The organism is Pseudodonghicola flavimaris (genome assembly GCF_030164425.1).
Lineage (GTDB): Bacteria > Pseudomonadota > Alphaproteobacteria > Rhodobacterales > Rhodobacteraceae > Pseudodonghicola > Pseudodonghicola flavimaris.
In genome coordinates this window covers 305402-320973 of sequence record NZ_JASNJD010000004.1, presented here as the reverse complement: position 1 = coordinate 320973, position 15572 = coordinate 305402, and the positions used below count along the sequence as shown (strand labels likewise).

Here is a 15572-nt window from a genome sequence, read left to right as displayed (position 1 = left end):
CCTGCGACAGCCTCCGACTTGCCCGACGGACAGGCTTGCGGGCATAACCGGAGCATCCGCAGCGCTGGAGGGAGCGGCCGATGCAGGAGTCCGATGATCTGATGCCGCTGCTCTGGCCCGGCATGACGGCGGCCGAGCGCGCCCGCGCCTATTCGCCGAGCAGCATGCTCGACGGGCCGATCGATCCCTGGATCGCCGCCTATGCCGACAAGAGCGCCGCCGCGCGCGCCGGGCTGTGCGGCTGGCAGAGCCTGTCCTATGGCCCGCATCCGCGCCAGGCCATCGACCTGATCCGCCCCGACCTCCCGGGCCCGGTGCCGCTGCACATCTTCATCCACGGCGGTTACTGGCAGGAACTGTCGAAGGCAGAGAGCCTGTTTCCAGCCCCCGCGCTGCTGACCGGTGGCACCGCCTTCGCCGCGCTCGATTACCGGCTGGCGCCAGAGGCGCGGCTGGAAGAAATCGTGCAGGATTGCCTTGATGGTCTCAGAGAGCTGACGGCCCGCGCCGGCGACCTGGGCATCGATCCGGCGGCGATCACCCTGTCGGGCAGTTCCGCCGGGGCGCATCTGGCCGCGCTCTGCTGTCTGCGGCTGCCCGTGGAACAGCGGCCCCGGGCGGTGGCGCTGGTCTCCGGCATCTACGATCTGGAGCCGCTGGTCGGCACCTACATCAACGACCCCCTGCAGCTGACGCCGGCCACGGCCCGCGCGCTCAGCCCCGGGTGCCTGCCCACGACGGCGCTGTCCGGATTTCCGCCGGCGCTTCTGGCCTGGGGCGCCGCCGAGACCGATGAGTTCAAGCGCCAGAGCCTGCGGTTCGCCGGCCAGCTCTCCCGCGCCGGGGCGCAGGTGGCGACCGCGGAGATCCCCGGCCGCAACCATTTCGACGTGATCGAGGGGATCGCCGCGCCCGGTCCTCTCGCCACCGCCTTCGACCATCTCAAGACCCAAGCCGGATTGCCCCAGAATGCCTGATTACAAGCCCGTTTTCCCCGATCTGATCGACGCCGCCCAGGTGGTGGCCAGCACCGCGCCCCGGCCCATCGGCAAGACCGATGCCGCCCAGCGCGCCGAGACCGCCGCCAGCACCGGCGGCGACCCGCTGCTGGAGTTCGCCGGCCGCACCAACCCCTATATCGATTATCAGAGCATCGACCTTCTGCTCTCGCTGCAGCACCCGCGCAGCGACGGCTATGACGAGATGTGCTTCTTCGTCATGGGCCAGGTGAAGGAACTGCTGTTCCGCGGCCTGCATTTCGAGCTCTATAACGCCCGCGAACAGCTGCGGCAGGGCGAGATCGTCAATGCCATCGAGATCCTGAGCCGCGCCAGCGCCTTCACCGATTACATCACCGGCTCCTGGGACGTGCTGCAGACGATTTCGGCCGAAGGCTTCAATCAGTTCCGCGACCACCTCTCCACCGCCTCGGGACAGCTCAGCTTCATGTACCGGCATGTCGAATTCGTTCTCGGCAACAAGAGCCGTCGCCTTGCCTCCGCCCACAAGAACCTGCCGCATATCTGGCCGGCGATGGAGGCGGCGCTGACCAGCCCCAGCCTCTACGATGCGGCGATCGCCCAACTGCATGCCGCCGGCCACCCGGTCGACGCGCGGGCGCTGGATCGCGACTGGTCAGAGACCTACAGCCCCAATGCCTCCGTCGCCGCGGCCTGGCGGCAGGTCTATGACGATCCGCGCCCGGAAAACCCGCTCTACCGGCTGGCAGAGACCCTGATCGCGCTGGATGAGAAGATGTCCCTCTACCGCTGGCGGCATTACACCTCGGTGCACAAGATCATTGGTTACAAGCCCGGCACCGGCGGCTCCGCCGGGGTAGGATGGCTGCGGCAGGTGACCGAGCATCGCTTCTTCCCCGAGCTCTGGGAGATCCGCACCGGATTCTGACCCGAACCGGCCTCGCCTCCCGGCCAAAGCCGTTTGACGCCGCGCGGCAGAGGCGATACCCCAAAGACGGTTGCCGGCATATCCCGGCCGCCGATGACGCGTGTGGAGGTTGAAGATGTCGGACAAGCTGCAGATCATTTTCCATGCCGGCGCCCATTGCACCGATGAAGACCGGTTGCTGAAGTGCCTCCTGCGCAACAAGGACGATTTCTCCGCCCAGGGCATCGCCGTGCCCGGCCCCGGCAAATACCGGACCCTGCTGAAGGAAACCTTTCAGGCGATGGAGCATGCCGCCCCCGCCGAAGGCGCCCGCGACGTGCTGATCGACGCCATTCTCGACGAGGAGATCGCCAGCCGGCTGGTGATGTCGAACGCGCATTTCTTCGGCTCCCAGCGTTATGCGGTGGGGGACGGCCAGTTCTATCCCGACGCGCCCGACAGGGTCGCCCAGCTGCGTCAGCTGTTTCATCAGGACGGGCTGGAGATCTTCATGGCGATCCGCAACCCCGCGGCCTTCCTGCCGGCGGTGCTGCAAAAGGCCACCCCGCCCCGCATCGCGGAAACGCTGGGCCAGTGCGATCCCCGCGACCTGCGCTGGTCCGATCTGTTCGCGCGGCTGCAGGCCGCGGTGCCGGATGTGCCGCTGACGGTCTGGTGCAACGAGGATCTGCCGCTGATCTGGGGTGAACTTCTGCGCACCATGGTCGGGCTCGACATGGACGCCAAGCTGGCCGGCAACTTCGACATGCTGGCCGAGATCATGGACCGCGAGGGCATGCAGCGGTTCCGCGGCTATCTGCATCAGCATCCGGAAATGACCGAGGCGCAGCGCCGCAAGGTGATGCTCGCCTTCCTCGACAAATACGCGCTCGACGAAGAGATCACCGAAGAGCTCGACCTGCCCGGCTGGTCGCAGGATCTGGTCGAGGAGCTGACCGAGCTTTACGAAGACGATATCGACCGGATCGCCGGGATGGACGGGGTACGTTTCCTCGCCGCCTGAGCGGCGCTGCCCCTGCCTCCCCCGGCCCACCGGTCCCTGGTCATCGCAGCAGGAGACACCCATGCCGGACCCCAGCCCCGAACTGCCCCGGCTGCGCCTGCGGCTGATCTTCGCCTCCGGGGAAAAGCTCGGGCCCGGCAAGGCCGATCTGCTGGCGCTGATCGCCGAGAGCGGCTCCATCTCTGCCGCCGGCCGCAGCATGGGCATGAGCTACAAGCGCGCCTGGTCGCTGGTCGAGGAGATGAACGCCATGTTCACCACCCCGCTGGTGCAAAGCGTGCGTGGCGGTGCCAAGGGCGGCGGCGCCCGACTGACCGACACCGGCGAACAGATCCTGCAGCATTACCGCGCTCTCGAGCGCGCCACGACCGAGGGCGGCGCCGCCGAAATCACCGCCATCGCCGCATTGCGGCCACCCGGGGCCGGCAAGCCGCCGCCGGACAGCGATATGTCCGAATGAAAACAACGCTTGCAATGGCCGGGGACCCCCGCGATATTCCCCACCGGACATATCGCCATCTGACCGGAGGTTCCCCCATGGCCCGCCCCCTCGCCCGCGTGTTGCGCACCGCCCTTGCCTCAGCCGCCTTTGCCGCGCTCGGCGCGGCCTCTGCGCTGCAGGCGGGCACCACCACCGTCTTCGCCGCCGCCAGCCTGAAGAACGCCATGGATGAGATCGCCGGCGTCTATAAGGCCGAGACCGGCAACGATCTGCTGCCCTCCTTCGCCGGCAGCTCGAAACTCGCCCGCCAGATTCAGCAGGGCGCGCCGGCGCAGATCTTCATCTCCGCCAACCCGGGCTGGATGGATACGCTGGAGCAGGACGGGCTGCTGGCCGAGGGCAGCCGTCAGGATTTGCTGCTGAACTCCATCGTGCTGATCGCCGGCCCCGGCACCGCCCCCGATCTGAGCGTGACCATCGGCCCCGACACCGACCTTGCCGCCATGCTGGGCGACGACCGGCTGGCCATGGCGCTGGTCGATGCGGTGCCCGCCGGCATCTATGGCAAGGCGGCGCTGACCTCTCTGGGGTTGTGGGACGCCGTTGAACCGAAGGTGGCACAGGCCGACAACGTGCGTGCCGCGCTGCGGCTGGTCGGCTCGGGCGAGGCGCCGATGGGCATCGTCTATGCCACCGATGCCGCCGCCGATGCGGAGGTGCGCGTGCTCGATACCTTCCCCGCCGACAGCCATCCCGCCATCGTCTATCCCGCCGCGATCCTGGCCGAGGGCGATACGGTCGAGACCCGCGCCGCCTTCGCCTTTCTCACCGGGCCAGAAGCACGCGCGATCTTCAAGCGTCACGGCTTCGGCATCGCGGGTGAATAGCACATGACGGACTGGCTCGGCCCCGACGAATGGCAGGCGGTGGCGCTTTCGCTGAAAGTCTCGCTCTGGGCCATCGGGCTGAGCCTGCCCGCCGGTATTCTCGCCGCCTATGCACTGGCGCGCTGGAGCTTTCCCGGCAAGCAACTGCTGAACGGCATCATCCACCTGCCGCTGATCCTGCCGCCGGTGGTCACCGGTTATCTGCTGCTGCTCAGCTTCGGGCGGCGCGGACCGGTGGGCAGCCTCCTCTACGACTGGTTCGGGCTGATCTTCGCCTTTCGCTGGACCGGCGCGGCGCTGGCCGCCGCGATCATGGCCTTTCCGCTGATGGTCCGCTCGATCCGACTGGCGGTGGAATCGGTCGATCCCAAGCTGGAACAGGCGGCCTCCACCCTTGGCGCGCCCAGGCTCTGGGTCTTCTTCACTGTCACCCTGCCGCTGATCCTGCCCGGGGTGATCGCCGGCGCCATCCTCGGCTTTGCCAAGGCGATGGGCGAATTCGGCGCCACCATCACCTTCGTCTCCAACATCCCCGGCCAGACCCAGACACTGCCCTCGGCGATCTACACCTTCCTGCAGGTGCCAGGCGGCGAGACCCAGGCGATGCGGCTGGTCCTGGTTTCGGTCACCGTCGCCATGGCGGCGCTGGCGATCTCCGAAGTGCTGGCACGCCGCGCCGCCAGACGGGTCTCCGGCGCATGAGCCTGACCGTCGACATCGCCCATCCGCTGGCCGGCTTCGATCTGAACGTGGCCTTCGAGGCGCCCGAGGGGGTGACCGCGCTCTTCGGCCGCTCCGGGGCCGGAAAGACCACGGTGATCAACGCCGTCGCCGGACTGCTGAAACCAGAGCGGGGCCGCATCCTTCTGGGCGGCGAGACGCTGTTCGACGCCACCACCCGTGTCAACCTGCCGGTGCACCGCCGTCGGCTGGGCTATGTATTTCAGGACGGGCGGCTGTTTCCGCACCTGTCGGTGAAACAGAACCTGATGTACGGCCGCCGCTTCGCCCCGCGTGGCGCCAAGGGCCCCGATCTGGCCGAGGTCGCCGATCTCCTCGGCCTCTCCACCCTGCTGGAGCGTCGGCCCGGCGCGCTTTCGGGCGGCGAGAAGCAGCGCGTCGCCATCGGCCGGGCGCTGCTGTCCAGGCCCCGGCTGCTGCTGATGGACGAACCCCTCGCCGCGCTGGATGCCGCACGCAAAGACGAGATCCTGCCCTATCTGGAGCGTCTGCGCGACCGCGCCGGCCTGCCGATCCTCTATGTCAGCCACTCGGTGGCCGAAGTGGCCCGGCTGGCCACCTCCGTCGTGGTGCTGGAGGCCGGACAGGTGGTGCGGGCGGGCCCGGCGGAACAGGTGCTCTCCGATCCCGGCATGGTGCATCAGATCGGCCTGCGCGAGGCCGGCGCGGTGCTGACCGCCCGGATCGCCGCCCATCACGGCGACGGGCTGAGCGAGCTGCAGGTCTCCGGCGGGCGGCTGTTCCTGCCGCATCTGGACCAGCCGGTGGGGGCGCAGACCCGGGTGCGTATCCTAGCCCAGGATGTGATGCTGGCGACCGAGGCGCCGCGCGGCGTCTCCGCCCTCAACATCCTGGAGGGCGAGGTGGTGACGCTGCGCGACGGCAGCGGCCCCGGTGCCATCGTTCAGCTGCGCTGCGGCGGCGACCTGCTGCTGTCGCGGATCACCCGCCGCTCGGCCGAGGTGCTGCGGCTGGCACCGGGCACCCGGATCTTTGCCGTGGTCAAGACCGTCTCCATCGCCCGCAGTGACGTTGGCGCCGGCTGACCCCGCGCCGCTGTCCCAGCCCTGAAACCGCGTTCACATCTTATCACCGGGGGCAGGCTGGACACCGGCCGCCGCCGCATGCTCTGACCCGGCCGGCCCTCAGATCCCAGCGATCCGAGACGCCGGGCTCAGCCCCCGCGCCGGACTCTGCCGCAGGCCGCGGCGCCAATCGCTGGGGGTATGCCCGCAGATCCGCTTGAAGGCCCGGGTGAACACCGCCGGCTCGGCATAGCCGAGATCCAGCGCGATCTGCGCCAGCGGCCGTTCCCCCTCGCGCAGATATCGGCATGCGACGGCAAAGCGGGTCTCGTCCAACAGCCGTTGAAAGCTGCACCCCTCGATTCGCAGCGCCCGCTGCAGGCTGGGCCGCGACATCGACAACCGGTGCGCCACCTGTTCCAGTGTGACGGCGCCCCGGCTCATCTCCGCCAGGATGACTGCGCGCGCCCGGCTGCTGGCCGGCTGACGCTGCTCCATCAGCAACAGGTCGAGATGGCTGCGCAACACCCGGTGAAGCCCCGGATCGGCGGTTGCCAGCGGCCGGTCCATATCCCCGCAGGCGATGTCGAGCCCGTCGAACCCGGCCTCGAAGTGCACCGGGCAGCGGAACAGGCGACTGTAAAGCCCCGCATCGCCCGGGCGTGAATGGCGGAAATGGATGGCCTGCGGCGTCCAGCGGGGCGTCAGCACGTCGCGAACGACTTTCACCGCCAACCCGACCGCCAGATCGCTGTGCTGCACCGAGGCGGCCGGGGCGCCCGCCACCTGATCGAGCCGCCAGAGGCACCGGCCATCCGCCTCCTCGACCCGGACCCTCAGCGCCGCGTCGTGAAGGCCGATATAGCGGCTGAGCCCCCGCATCGCTTGCCGCAGGCTGGCGGAATGGGCCGCGAGATAGCCGACCGCCCCCAGTGTCGCCAACGACTGGCGCTGCGACAGATGCAGGCCGAAGCGCGCCACGCCGGAAGCCTCGGCGGCGAGGTCCAGCGCCCGACGAAAGGCCTGCACCGGCATCAGCCGATCCGGCGTACCGACCGCAGCGCCGCTGAGCCCCGCCGCCGTCAGCAGCGCCGCCGGATCGGCGCCGAGCTCCAGACCGCAGTCGCGAAACCCGTCGAGCGCCCCGGCCCGGATCATGAACTCTCCGCCCGGTGTCATCTCAGTCCCCGAACAGGCCCGAGGTCGCGATCGGCCGCAGGTAACGGACCGAGCTCATGTCGGCCCGAGTCGAGAAGAAGGCGATCACCAGATCGCGCCCCGGCGAAACATAGAGCGCCTGGCCCATCATCCCACCCTTGTACATGTCGCCGTCCGCCCACAGGCAATCCCACTGACGCGAGGCGCCGAGGATGCTGTCGTCGGCGAACCGATCCGAGAACACCTTGCCATCGTGACCGGCCATGAAGAACGCGCGCGGCCGCATCCGGTCACGGATCCGCGCCAGCGTCGCGGGGCGCACCACCTCGGTGTCACTGATCCGTGACCAGCTCGGGGTATAGAGCATGCCGAAACGCGCCATGTCGCGCAGCGTGCTCGACGCGATGCCATGCGCCAGCGCCACCCCGTCTGGGGACAGGTGCATCTGCAGCGGCCCGTCGACACGGAGGTGGCGCCACACCCGCTCCTCCATGAACTGCGACCAGTCGCGGCCCGAGACCGCCTCCGCCAGCAGGACCAGCATCTGGGTGGTGGGAGAGCCGTATTCGAACCTGGTCCCGGCCGGCCGCAGCGGCGTCACGTGGCGCAAAACCTGACGCAGGGTTTCCACCCGGCCCCGATGGGCACTGCCGAATTCAGCCAGAAAGGCGCGGATCGCAATCGAGTCCGGATCGGCCCGCGTCTCGTCGTTTTCCTCGCAATCGAGCCCCGGCGTCATGTCCATCGCGTCGCGGATGCGGATATCCGCCCAGGCGGTATCGCGAAACTCCGGCATATAGGCGCCAAAGCCCCGCTCTTCGTCCAGACACCCGTCCTCGATCAGCAGTTCGATCGCCAGCCCGGCCAGGGGCTTGGCACAGGAGGCCCACAGATGCGGCTGTTCGCGCCGCATCAGCGGATAACGTTCATAGACGATCCGGCCGGCGTGGATCACGCAGATCCCCTGCATTCGCGCCGCCGGCTGCTCCAGATAGGCGTCCAGACTGAAGCGGCCGAGCTCCGGGCTGGCGACGATCCCACCGATATCGGGGCACGGCGCTTCCTCCAGCCCGCCGGGGCCGTGCGGGCTGCACAACAGCGCGGTGCGGAAAAACCGCGCCACATTCACATTCCACATCGCGGCCACATCGCCGGCCTTCAGCAGTTCCGGCACCGTGGCTGCCGCGCAGAGCCGCTGAAACGCCGCCAGCGGATAGCCGTCGCGCACTGCATCCATGGAAAACTCCACCTGTCGTCCTTTCCTGCCCCCGATTGCCATCTCGCAGCCCGCCTCGGGGCGGCAGAGCCCTGCCATGCCCCCCACGCGTTGCCCGAGGCCCCTTCCCCGTCACGCCGGGCGGACCGTCGAGAACAGCATGACGATCGGCCCCGCAGGTTGGCGCCGCAGCCCTCCCCGCGACCACGTTGCCAGATCAAAAAACATCTTAATCATTCGTTCAAATTAAATTATCTGATGATCCCTATAGATTTCACAAATAACAAACCCCGCCGGAAGGGTCCGTGATGTTCAACCTGAAGCCGCTGCACCATTTCGTTCTGGTGGCCGAGGAGCGGAATTTCGGGGCTGCGGCGGAGCGGGCGCATCTGTCGCAACCGGCGCTCTCCAACTCGATCAAGACGCTGGAAACACAGCTGGGGTTCAAGCTGTTCCAGCGTCAGGAACGGCCGATCAAGCTGACCGCCGAGGGCCGCGAGCTGTATCAGCGGGCCAGGGATCTGCTGTTCGAGGCGCGGAATCTCGACCGCCGGATCCTGTCGCTGAAACGCGGTGAGGCCGGACATATCCGCTTCGGTCTGGTGCCCACCTTCGCCGCCAGCCTCGGCGGGCGCATCATCTCAGCCTGTCACCGGGCCAATCCCGGGCTCAGCTTCGACGTGGAGGTGCTGCAGACCTCGGGGCTGGTTCAGGGGCTGATGGCGGAGACGCTGGAGCTGATCGTCTGCGATCTGAGGGAGCTTGCCGATCCCTCCGCGCTCGAGGTGACGCCGCTGCCGCCGCATCCGGGCGGCTGCTTCTGCCGCCCCGGTCACCCGCTGCTGGCACAGGACAGGCCGCCGACGCTGCATGAGATTTTCGACCATGGCCTCGCCTCGGTGCATATGCCCGGGGCGCTGCGGCGCGCACTGGCGGCGCGTTTCATTCCCCCCGGCGACGACCGGCCGCTGCTGCAACTGGAATGCGATAACGTCACCCTGCTCAGCGATGCGGTGCTGGCCAGCGATCTGGTGCTGGTCACCACGCGGTCGAGTCTGGCCGATGCGCTGGCAGAGGGGCGGCTGCGGCAGGTCGGCCCCGCGCTCGACAGCTCCGCCGTCTGGGGCATCGCCACGCTGCGCGGCCGCACCCTGCATCCCGGCGCGCCGCGGATGATCGACTGGATCCGAAGCTGCGCGGCCCCGGAAGAGGACACCGCCGCCGGCTGACCGGATCGGACGTCTGACCGGGTCGGGCGCCCCCGAGGACCTCGGGTCCCCCGGGCGCCCAAAGGCTCAGCTCATGCCCAGCGCTTCCTTGTACATTTCCAGCACCGCCTCTTCCTCGGCGATGTCGTCCTTGTCGCGCTTGCGCAGCGCGATGACCTTGCGCATCACCTTGGTGTCGTAGCCGCGCGACTTGGCCTCGGCCATCACCTCTTTCTGCTGGTCGGCGATGTCCTTCTTCTCAAGCTCCAGCCGCTCGAACCGTTCGATGAACTGGCGCAGTTCACCGGCGGTGACGCGGTAGTTGGCTTCGGCCGTGCTGTCGTCAATAGGGTCCATGGGAAAGCTCCGCTCGATACGCTTTGCGATGTGTTTTGCTGATTGGAAATCGGGATACAGGCCCCGCCCCGCCCCCGCAAGACGGGATTGACCGCCGCAGCGCCGCAAAGCGGCTTGCGCGGAAAGTCGCGACCACGTATTCCGAAACCTGCTTTGGTTCGGCGTCTTCCCTCAGGAAACGCCGTGAAAAGGGAACTGCGGTGCGCCCGGCGACGGGCAAACCCGCGACTGCCCCCGCAACTGTGAGCGGCGAGCAGGACCGGCAGATACCACTGGGCCATCACGGCTCGGGAAGGTCCGGTCCATGCGATAACCCGCAAGTCAGGAGACCTGCCAGAGCGATCACCTTTCATCCGGCGCGGGGTGCGTCTGATGGGCGGCGTTCAGACCGTTGGGGTGATGACCTCACCGTTTGCGGAAGGGCGCGGCCGGTCTCCGGTGGCCTCTCCAAGAACAGAACGAACTGGAAGGCCCGGAAAGGACCTGAACATGAAGAAACTCCTCACCACCGCCTCGGCGCTCGCGCTCTGCGTCGCCGGCGCCGCGCAGGCGGAAGAGGCCTATGAGCTGGACGAGATCACCATCTCCGCCAGCAAATCGGGCACCGCGACGCCGCTGGACCGCACCGGCGCCAGCGTCGAAGTCATCACCCGCGAAGAGCTGGAGAAGGCCGGCGAAACCAGCGTCGCCGATTACCTGACCCGCGACCCCGGTGTCACCGTCGCCAACAACGGCCCGATGGGCACCACCAGCACGATGCGGATCCGCGGCCTGGACGGCAAATACATCAAGGTGCTGGTCGACGGCATCGACGTAACCGATCCCAGCTCGACCCAGACCCAGTTCAACTGGACCGGGCTGACCACCAACAACATCGAGCGGATCGAGATCCTCAAAGGCTCCAGTTCGGCGCTCTATGGCTCGCGCGCGGTGGCCGGTGTGGTCAACATCACCACCCTGTCGCGCCCCGCCGAGCCCGGGTCCGAGACCAACGTGGCAGTCGAGGGCGGCAGCAACGACACCTGGCACGGCGCCGCCAGCTACGGCTACAGCGGCACCCGCGGCGGCCTGTCCTTCGGCATTGACCGGATCATCACCGACGGCTTCTCCGCCAGCGCCGGCGGCACCGAGGCTGACGGCTATCAGGGCACCCGGCTGACCTTCTCCGCCGACATCATGGCCACCGACGCGCTGAAGCTGGGGCTGTCGGCCTATACCCTGGATGCCGAGGGCAACTTCGACGAATACGGCAGCGACGGCGCCCCGCCCTATGACGAATACACCACAGTCGAGACCCGGGCGATCCGCGCCTTCGGCCAGCTCGACCTCGGCGCCTGGACGCATAACTTCTCCGCCAGCTACTACAGCAACGACCGGGTGAGCAGCTCCAACGGGATCGACACGCCGTTCAACAGCGAACGCAAACGCGTCGATTACAGCGGCAGCTATGCCTTCTCCGATATGCTGAACCTGACCTTCGGCACCGACTGGGAAGAGGAATACTACGATTCCGGCACCGACAGCGGCAAGGTGCGGACCACCGGTGGCTTCGGCGAACTGCTCTATTCCCCGACCGCAAACCTCGATCTGGCGGCATCGCTGCGCTTTGACGATCATTCCACCTTCGGTGGCTACTGGACCGACCGGCTGGCGGCGGCCTATCACCTGACGCCCGGGACTGTGCTGCGCTTCGTCACCGCCACCGGCTTCCGCGCCCCCTCGCTCTATGAGCTGAACAACGCGCTTTACGGCAACCCGAATCTCGACCCGGAGGAAAGCCAGAGCTACGAGCTCGGGATCGAACATGATTTCGGCGCCGGCCGGCTGGTGAAGGCCACCGCCTTCTACACCGAGATCGACAACCTGATCCAATACGTCTCGCTCTACGATTCCACCGGCGCCTGGGTCGGCGGTCAGTATCAGCAGGTCACCGGCACCTCCACCTCGCAGGGGATCGAACTGTCGGGTGAATGGGCCGTGAATGACGCGCTGGGTCTCTATGCCAACTACACCTATACCGATGCCGAGGACGCCACCGGTGCCCGACTGCTGCGGGTGCCGCGCCACGCGGTCAACCTCGGGCTCGACGCCGATCTGATCAATGGCTGGTCGGGTCAGGTGAACCTGCATTACGTGGCCGATCGTGCCGACGAATACGGCACCGTGATGGAGGATTACACGGTGGTGAACCTCGGCGTGGCCTATGCCCTCACCGACAGCGCCCAGGCCTATGTGCGGGTCGAGAACCTGTTCGACGAGGCGTATCAGACCGCCGCTGGCTACAACGCCTCGGAGCGGGCCGTCTATGTGGGGCTGCGTGCGTCCTTCTAAGCTGAAAACCGGGCTTGCCGCGCTGCTGATCTGCGGCGCGGCGGCTGCGGGCGCGCGGGCGGAGAGTGCCTCCGCGCGCCCACCCGCACCGATGCCGCCGGCGCGGGTGGTGTCGATCAATCTCTGCACCGATCAGCTGGCGCTGATGCTGGCCGCCCCCGGTCAGCTCGTCTCGGTGTCCAAACTCTCGCACGATCCCGACAGCTCCTCGATGGCGGAGGCGGCTCAGGCCTATCCCACCAATGGCTCGGGGGCCGAGGAAGCCTATCTGCTCGCCCCCGATCTGGTGCTGGCGGGCACCTTCACCGCGCCCGCGACGGTCGACATGCTGCGCACGCTGGGCATCCGGGTGGAACAGTTCGCCCCGGCCAATGCGCTGGCCGATGTGCCCGCCCGGCTGCGCCAGATGGGCGCCGCCCTGGGCCGCGAAGCCGAGGCCGAAGCCATGATCCGCGCCTTCGAGTCCGATCTGGCCGTGCTCAGCCGCACACCCGCCCGCCGGCCGCGCGCCGCGCTTTACTACGTCAACAGCTACACCGTCGGTGATCGCACGCTGGCCGGCGATATCCTGCGCGCCGGCGGCTTCGCCAATGTCGCCGCCGAGGCCGGGCTGAGCCGCGGCGGCACCCTGGCGCTGGAACAGCTGATCCTGCTCGACCCCGAGGTGATCATCGAGGGCCGCGATTATCCCGGCCAGTCCCGCGCCGAGGATGTGCTGCACCACCCGGCGCTCAGGGCCCTGACCGGCGCCCGCGTCGCCGGGACGCTGACGGATCGCGACTGGATCTGCGGCACCCCGAAGGTTCTGTCCGCAGTGCGCAAGATGCGCGATCTGCGGCTGTCGCTGGAGGCCGGGGAATGAGGCTGGCGATCGCTCTGATCCTGCTGGTGGCGACACTGTTCGTGATCTCGCTGGTGGTGGGGGTGGCCGCGGTGCCGCCCGGACAGGCGCTGTCGGCGCTGCTTTCGGACGATGGCACCCCGGTCGCGGTGGTGATGCGCGACATCCGGCTGCCACGGGCGATCCTGGCGGCGCTGATCGGCGCGGCACTGGGCATGTCCGGCGCGGCGATGCAGGGCTATCTGCGCAATCCGCTGGCCGAGCCCGGGCTGATCGGCGTCTCCGGCGCCGCAGCCCTGGGCGCGGTGCTGTCGATCCAGCTGGGGTTGAACCTGCTGTTCCCGCTGGCGCTGCCCCTGGCGTCGCTGGCGATGGCGGTGCTGGCGGTGCTGCTGATCCTGCTGCTGGCGGGGCCGCGCGGTTCCTCGATCACGCTGATCCTGGCCGGGATCGCGATTTCCGCACTGACCGGGGCGCTGACCTCACTGGTCCTGAACCTGTCGCCCAACCCCTTCGCCGCCGCCGATATCGTGTTCTGGATGATGGGCTCTCTCGCCGACCGGTCGTTCCTGCATGTCGCGCTGGCCGCCCCCTTCATCCTGATCGGCGGGCTGCTGATGCTGAGCCTGGCCCGCGGACTGGATGCGCTGACGCTGGGCGAGGATGCCGCCGCCGCCATGGGCATCAACCTACGCGGCCTGCGGCTGCGGCTGGTGCTGGGCGTCGCCGCCGCCGTCGGCGCGGCCACCGCCGTGGCCGGCGCCATCGGCTTCGTCGGGCTAGTGGTGCCGCACCTGCTGCGCCGGGCGGTGGGGGCACGGCCCTCGGCGCTGCTCTGGGCCTCGGCACTCGGCGGCGCAGCGATGGTGCTGGCCGCCGATATCGCGGTGCGGCTGATCCTGCCCGACCGCGATCTGAAACTGGGGGTGTTGATGGCGCTGGTCGGCGCACCGCTGTTCCTGCATCTGATCTTCCGCACCCGGAAGGAAATGTCATGAGCCTGATGACCCTGCGGGAGCTGACCGTGCGGCGTGGCGACTGCCCGGTGGTCGATCACGTGAGCCTGCAGGTCGCCCCCGGCGAATGCATCGGGCTGATCGGCCCCAATGGCGCCGGCAAGACCACGCTGCTGCGCGGGGCGCTGGGGCTGCTGGCGGCCAGCGGCAACAGCTCGCTCGCCGCCCTGCCCGCCGCTGACCGCGCCCACGCCGTCGCCTGGATGCCGCAGGCGCGCGAAATCGCCTGGCCGGTGACGGTGGAGCGGCTGATCGCGCTGGGGCGCATCCCGCATCTGCCGCGCGGCGCCCGGCTGGGCACCGACGACCGCGCTGCCGTCGATGCCGCCATCGCGCGGATGGGGCTAGAGGCCTATCGCAACCGCATCGCCACCCAGCTTTCGGGGGGCGAACAGGCGCAGGTGCTGATCGCCCGGGCGCTGGCGCAGCAGACACCGCTGCTGATCGCCGACGAGCCGATCGCCGGGCTCGACCCCGCGCATCAGATCGCGACGATGGAGGTCTTTGCCGGGCTCGCCGCCGAGGGCCGCTCGGTCATCGTGTCGCTGCACGATCTCGGCCTGGCGGCGCGCCACTGCAGCCGGCTTCTGATGATGGAGCGCGGCCGGCTGGTGGCCGACGGTCCGCCGGCCGAGGTGCTGCGCCCCGATCTGGTCGACCGGGTCTTCGGCGTCACCGCCTTCTACCGCGAAACCGAGGATGGCGCGGTGTTCCAGCCGATGCGGGTGACCCGGTGAAGCTGACGCTGGAGCGCCCCTGGCTTGAGCTCGACCTCGGCGCGCCGCACCGGGTGCTGAGCTGGTCGCTGACCCGGCCCGGCTTCGTCACCGCCGACCGGATTCTCTGGCGCGAGGTCCGCAACGCCGATCTGCCCGAGGGCCTGGACGTGCTGGCCTGGTATCGCGCCGAGCTGGCCGCGCGCGGTGCCGCGGATGCGGTGGCGATGCTGACCTCGCGCACGCTCAGCGCCTATGAGGTGGCGGAGGCCGAGGTCGATGGCATCCGCGCCTTCTGCGTCGCCACCGTCGGGCTCAGCAACGCGGAGCGGATCGGCACCCGGCTGGATCGCAGCGGCAACGACTGGGGCACCATCAACGTGGCGCTGCATCTGGAGCTGCCGCTGACCGAGGCGGCGTTGCTGGAAACCCTGTCGATCGTGACCCAGGCGCGTACCGCCGCGGTGATGGAGGCCGGGCTGGATCTGCCCGACGGACGCGCCACCGGCACCGGAACCGATTGCATCGCGGTGGCCGCCCCCGCCGGCGACACCCCCTATGCCGGGCTGCATACGCCGCAGGCCGAGGCGGTGGGCCGGGCGACCTATGCTGCCGTGCGCCGCGGCGCCGACATCTGGATGCGCCATGTGCGCCGCCCCGGCGTGATCTGAGCGAGCCCGGGCCATAAGCCTTGCGCGCCCTGCCCCGATCGGCTACCGGCTG

Annotated in this window: 16 protein-coding genes and 1 riboswitch; of the genes, 13 read left to right on the top strand and 3 right to left on the bottom strand. The window is 68.7% G+C overall.

Going from position 1 to position 15572, the window contains the following annotated elements; all coding sequences use genetic code 11:
- Positions 1-80 precede the first annotated feature (80 nt).
- The 7 genes from QO033_RS07895 (at position 81) to modC (ending at position 6027) form a co-directional block, all read left to right on the top strand.
- Positions 81-977: an alpha/beta hydrolase gene (locus QO033_RS07895; protein ID WP_284480410.1), complete on the top strand. Its 897-nt coding sequence runs from the start codon at positions 81-83 to the stop codon at positions 975-977.
- Positions 970-1908: a tryptophan 2,3-dioxygenase gene (locus QO033_RS07890; protein WP_284480409.1), complete on the top strand. Its 939-nt coding sequence runs from the start codon at positions 970-972 to the stop codon at positions 1906-1908. The genes QO033_RS07895 and QO033_RS07890 overlap by 8 nt, the downstream gene beginning before the upstream one ends.
- Before the next feature lie 115 nt (positions 1909-2023).
- Complete coding sequence (locus QO033_RS07885) at positions 2024-2911, top strand: hypothetical protein (RefSeq protein ID WP_284480408.1); 888 nt, start codon at positions 2024-2026, stop codon at positions 2909-2911.
- A gap of 61 nt (positions 2912-2972) precedes the next feature.
- Positions 2973-3371: a winged helix-turn-helix domain-containing protein gene (locus tag QO033_RS07880; protein ID WP_284480407.1), complete on the top strand. Its 399-nt coding sequence runs from the start codon at positions 2973-2975 to the stop codon at positions 3369-3371.
- Between the two features lie 77 nt (positions 3372-3448).
- Positions 3449-4240, top strand: coding sequence for a molybdate ABC transporter substrate-binding protein (gene modA, locus QO033_RS07875; protein WP_284480406.1), 792 nt, complete (start codon positions 3449-3451; stop codon positions 4238-4240).
- 3 nt (positions 4241-4243) lie between these two features.
- Positions 4244-4942 (top strand): molybdate ABC transporter permease subunit, encoded by a 699-nt coding sequence (modB, locus tag QO033_RS07870; protein ID WP_284480405.1) that lies wholly within the window; start codon positions 4244-4246, stop codon positions 4940-4942.
- Positions 4939-6027 carry a molybdenum ABC transporter ATP-binding protein gene (gene modC, locus QO033_RS07865; protein WP_284480404.1) on the top strand — a complete coding sequence of 363 codons (1089 nt, stop codon included), beginning with the start codon at positions 4939-4941 and terminating at the stop codon, positions 6025-6027. The genes modB and modC overlap by 4 nt, the downstream gene beginning before the upstream one ends.
- A 99-nt stretch (positions 6028-6126) precedes the next feature.
- On the opposite strand, the gene QO033_RS07860 is transcribed toward modC, so the two are convergent.
- Together QO033_RS07860 and QO033_RS07855 are read right to left on the bottom strand one after the other, a co-directional pair.
- Positions 6127-7185 carry an AraC family transcriptional regulator gene (locus QO033_RS07860; RefSeq protein WP_284480403.1) on the bottom strand — a complete coding sequence of 353 codons (1059 nt, stop codon included), beginning with the start codon at positions 7183-7185 and terminating at the stop codon, positions 6127-6129.
- A 1-nt stretch (position 7186) separates the two neighbouring features.
- Positions 7187-8413, bottom strand: coding sequence for a serine hydrolase domain-containing protein (locus QO033_RS07855; protein WP_284480402.1), 1227 nt, complete (start codon positions 8411-8413; stop codon positions 7187-7189).
- A gap of 275 nt (positions 8414-8688) precedes the next feature.
- Between QO033_RS07855 and QO033_RS07850 the strand changes: the two genes are divergently transcribed.
- The gene (locus tag QO033_RS07850) at positions 8689-9609 is read left to right on the top strand and encodes a LysR family transcriptional regulator (protein WP_284480401.1); all 921 of its coding nucleotides are present in this window, start codon (positions 8689-8691) and stop codon (positions 9607-9609) included.
- 66 nt (positions 9610-9675) lie between these two features.
- Here QO033_RS07850 and QO033_RS07845 read toward each other — a convergent pair whose 3' ends face one another.
- Positions 9676-9945, bottom strand: coding sequence for a DUF2312 domain-containing protein (locus QO033_RS07845; RefSeq protein ID WP_284480400.1), 270 nt, complete (start codon positions 9943-9945; stop codon positions 9676-9678).
- Between the two features lie 137 nt (positions 9946-10082).
- A riboswitch (cobalamin riboswitch) is annotated at positions 10083-10297 on the top strand.
- Positions 10298-10434: 137 nt separating this feature from the next.
- On the opposite strand from QO033_RS07845, the gene QO033_RS07840 reads away from it, so the two are divergent.
- From QO033_RS07840 to QO033_RS07820, 5 genes are read left to right on the top strand one after another with little or no spacing between them, the layout of a single operon-like run.
- A complete protein-coding gene (locus QO033_RS07840) occupies positions 10435-12276 on the top strand; it encodes a TonB-dependent receptor plug domain-containing protein (protein WP_284480399.1) in 1842 nt (613 codons plus the stop codon).
- On the top strand, positions 12251-13138 hold the full coding sequence (locus tag QO033_RS07835) for an ABC transporter substrate-binding protein (protein WP_407682099.1): 888 nt from the start codon (positions 12251-12253) through the stop codon (positions 13136-13138). The genes QO033_RS07840 and QO033_RS07835 overlap by 26 nt, the downstream gene beginning before the upstream one ends.
- Positions 13135-14115: a FecCD family ABC transporter permease gene (locus QO033_RS07830; protein ID WP_284480397.1), complete on the top strand. Its 981-nt coding sequence runs from the start codon at positions 13135-13137 to the stop codon at positions 14113-14115. The genes QO033_RS07835 and QO033_RS07830 overlap by 4 nt, the downstream gene beginning before the upstream one ends.
- Positions 14112-14870 (top strand): ABC transporter ATP-binding protein, encoded by a 759-nt coding sequence (locus QO033_RS07825; RefSeq protein ID WP_284480396.1) that lies wholly within the window; start codon positions 14112-14114, stop codon positions 14868-14870. The genes QO033_RS07830 and QO033_RS07825 overlap by 4 nt, the downstream gene beginning before the upstream one ends.
- On the top strand, positions 14867-15520 hold the full coding sequence (locus QO033_RS07820; protein ID WP_284480395.1) for an adenosylcobinamide amidohydrolase: 654 nt from the start codon (positions 14867-14869) through the stop codon (positions 15518-15520). The genes QO033_RS07825 and QO033_RS07820 overlap by 4 nt, the downstream gene beginning before the upstream one ends.
- Positions 15521-15572 lie beyond the last annotated feature (52 nt).